Origin of the sequence: Neisseria sp. P0019.S003 (assembly GCF_051957115.1) — a bacterium.
Lineage (GTDB): Bacteria > Pseudomonadota > Gammaproteobacteria > Burkholderiales > Neisseriaceae > Neisseria > Neisseria flavescens_D.
On the sequence record NZ_JBQCWT010000035.1, the window covers coordinates 1 to 575 of the forward strand.

At 39.3% G+C, this 575-nt stretch carries 2 protein-coding genes; both read right to left on the bottom strand.

What is annotated here, in order from left to right; genetic code table 11:
• Window positions 1–285: TatD family hydrolase (locus ACTHTS_RS10945; RefSeq protein ID WP_440370048.1), on the bottom strand; the 285-nt coding region annotated here is incomplete at its 3' end.
• On the bottom strand, window positions 285–575 hold a 291-nt coding region (locus ACTHTS_RS10950; protein WP_440370049.1), incomplete at its 5' end, for an RsiV family protein. The genes ACTHTS_RS10950 and ACTHTS_RS10945, both read right to left, overlap by 1 nt.

The window sequence follows — 575 nt, forward strand, 5'->3', positions numbered from 1 at the left end:
CTGTTCTGTTTGAAGAATCTGTTCGAGTGCATTGAGATGAGTTAAATCATGTTGCTCAATATAAAAAGGATGCAACCCGGGCGCTAGATGGCTACGGGGTGCATTCTTTAACTGGTTTAGCGCATGTTGAGTTTGGATCAAATCTTGAAAACGAGACTGTAAAAAACCAATTAAAACCAGATGTTCAACCCCAGCCAGTTTTGCTTGGTACGCCAACGCCTCTCGATCCTGATCAAAATCAGGAACATCGAAATGGGTATGGGTATCAAACAGTCTCAAAGACATTATGATTTCGTTTTGTTGTCTGCCACTGGCGCAGAACTGTTCGGTTGATCGACTTGCATTTCTGCAGGGAAATATTGCGGTTTTAAAATTCCTTTTAATTGATCATAAGGAATGGTTAAGCGTGGCAAGCCCACCACATATGGTCCAATGTCATATTCACCATATTGCAAAATTAGACCTTGTTTACCTAGATAGAAATTATCAGATAATTGAAATTTCCACGCTTGTTCATACTCATTCACATTATCAGCAAGTTTTGAATCGATAACCCAAACTTTAAAAGCATCATG